Origin of the sequence: Erwinia sp. MYb416 (assembly GCF_037479575.1) — a bacterium.
Classification (GTDB): Bacteria; Pseudomonadota; Gammaproteobacteria; order Enterobacterales; family Enterobacteriaceae; genus Erwinia; species Erwinia rhapontici.
Genome location: NZ_JBBGYT010000325.1, coordinates 1 through 1223, shown reverse-complemented (window position 1 = coordinate 1223; position 1223 = coordinate 1). Strand labels below are relative to the sequence as shown.

Here is a 1223-nt window from a genome sequence, read left to right as displayed (position 1 = left end):
ATAACGGGCTGTTCAGTAGCCGGGAAGCGCGAACCCTGCGGGATTTTTATGACGATGCGCTGGCTCAGCAGCTTGCCAGCCAGCGTTCAACGGGGATTGCAGCACTGCTTATTCAGCAACTTTCATCAGAAACGACCACGAGGTAAAGGATGAACTCTCTTTTCAACATCGGCTACAGCGGAATCCGTGCGGCACAAACGCAGCTTAATGTCACGGCTCTGAACACGGCGAACCTTGCCACACCAGGTTATACGCGTCAGCGCGTTGAACAGATGGCGATAGGCCCGATGGGGCAGGTTCGTTTTGACAGCGGTAGCGGTGTGGCCGTCACCAGCATCCGCCGTATGGCCGATCAGTTTCTTATTGGTCAGGTTTGGCGGACCAACAGTGAGGGGAACTTTTATGCTACCGCTCAAAACTATCTTGGACAGCTGGAAACGCTCGTTGGCTCAGAAACCTCGGGACTGGGAGAGGGGCTGGATAATCTGTTCGGCGCATTGAGTGGAGCTACGGAAAGGCCGGAAAATCAGGCCATGCGCCAGAACGTCCTGTCGAATGCAAAGATGCTGGCCACCCGTTTTAATAAGCTCCAGGAGTTTTTTAATAAACAGCATAGCGATATTCGCACCCAGCAGCAGAACAGTATCGGTAGCATTAATGTATTGAGTACCAATATTGCTGATTACAACAAAAAAATCATCGAATCTGAGGCGCAGGGCGGCGATACCAGTGTTTTACGCGACCAGCGGGATGAGCTGGTGAAGCAGCTTAGTGGCTTTATTGATGTCCGTATCAATGAAACCCCGGAGGGCAGCTACACGGTAGCGCTGAATAGCGGGCAGCCGTTAGTCAGCGGCAGCACAGCGGGCAAGCTGGTATTCGATGAGAGCGGCGGCAACCGTCGCCTTTCACTGTCCTTTTCGACGACCTCGTTTTCGGTCGATATGGACTGTGGCGGTGCGCTTGGCGGACTGTATCAGTATGAAACTGAGACGCTGAACGGCATGGAAGAATCGGTACAGGGTATGGCGAAATCGCTGGCCAACGCCTTTAACAGCCAGCTTGCTGCGGGCTTTGACAGTCAGGGAAACCCGGGGAAACCGCTGTTCAGCTTCGATCTGACTAATCCGAATGGCATGCTTGGCATTACCGATTTGACCTGGGATGAACTGGCATTTTCCAGTATTCCGGATGCCAGTGGGAATAACGACAATCTGCAAGCG

At 53.1% G+C, this 1223-nt stretch carries 2 protein-coding genes; both read left to right on the top strand.

Features of this window, described 5'->3' with window-relative positions; all coding sequences use genetic code 11:
- Positions 1-146, top strand: a 146-nt coding sequence (locus WH277_RS03905) for a rod-binding protein (protein ID WP_339504468.1), incomplete at its 5' end; no start/stop codon positions are given.
- A 3-nt stretch (positions 147-149) separates the two neighbouring features.
- Positions 150-1223: flagellar hook-associated protein FlgK (gene flgK / locus WH277_RS03900; protein WP_339504467.1), on the top strand; the 1074-nt coding region annotated here is incomplete at its 3' end.